The organism is Clostridium sp. C2-6-12, from assembly GCF_009928485.1.
Classification (GTDB): Bacteria; Bacillota; Clostridia; order Clostridiales; family Clostridiaceae; genus Clostridium.
In genome coordinates this window covers 1-1,073 of the sequence record NZ_JAABNP010000087.1, presented here as the reverse complement: position 1 = coordinate 1,073, position 1,073 = coordinate 1, and the positions used below count along the sequence as shown (strand labels likewise).

Below are 1,073 nucleotides of genomic sequence, written 5' to 3'. Positions count from 1 at the left end.
ATTGAAAAATATAAAGCAGCAAATCCAACAATAGATGGACAACCAACTATAGGATTTGAAATTTTATCATATGATACAAAATATTTCTGTTTGGAAAATCCACCTCAATTCTTAGCTGGATATCCTAATGATGGTAAAGCAGTTGTAGATAAAGCAACATTAACAGCTAAGTGTTATGAAACAATTCCAGAAGCAGAAAAATATTATAAAAAGTTAAATGAAGAATATAACAAAGGTATAATAGATCCTGAAACATTTACAGCAAATTACGATCAATATATATCAAAACTTTCTACAGGTAGAGTTCTTGGAATGGTTGACCAACAATGGCAATTTGATAAAGCAGAAAGAGCATTGAAACAACAAAACTTAGATGAAAGAACTTATGTACCATTACCTTTAACACTTGATCCTAATGTTAAGCCACATTATAGAAGTATGCCAGATTATAATGCTGGTGCTGGACTTGGAATTACAACTAGTTGTAAAGACGTAGATGGTGCTTTAAAAGCACTTAATGATTTATTAGATCCTGAAGTAAGAGTTTTAAGATCTTGGGGAGAAAAAGATGTTGACTATAAAGTAGATGAAAAAGGAGTATTCTATAGAACTGAAGAACAAAGACAAAATAATAGAAATCAAGACTGGGTTACAGCAAATATGTGTTCATATAGTTATATCCCAAATTATAAAGGAATGTTAGCAGATGGAATTAATACTGCAAGTGCTGCTGATCAACCAGGGGAATTTAGAGCAACATTAAGTGAGACAGATAAAAAGATTCTTGATGCATATGGATATAAGAAATTCACAGATTTCATGAATGAACCAGAACCAGAAAATGAAGCTTGGTATCCAATTTGGTCATTTACTGGTACATTAACAGCAGATCAACCAGCAGGTATAGCAATGCAAAAAATGGATGAAGTTAAGCATAAATGGTTACCAAAAGTTATCATGGTTGGTACAGGAGAATATGATTCTACTTGGAAGGAATACCAAAAAACTTTATCAACACAAGCAGATTTAAAAGCTTATGAAGATGCACTTACTAAAGAAGTAAGAAGAAGAGT

At 31.9% G+C, this 1,073-nt stretch carries 1 pseudogene; it reads left to right on the top strand.

Annotation, left to right across the window (positions count from 1 at the left end):
- Positions 1–1,073, top strand: a pseudogene (locus GXK56_RS27480) (sugar ABC transporter substrate-binding protein); the annotation flags it as partial.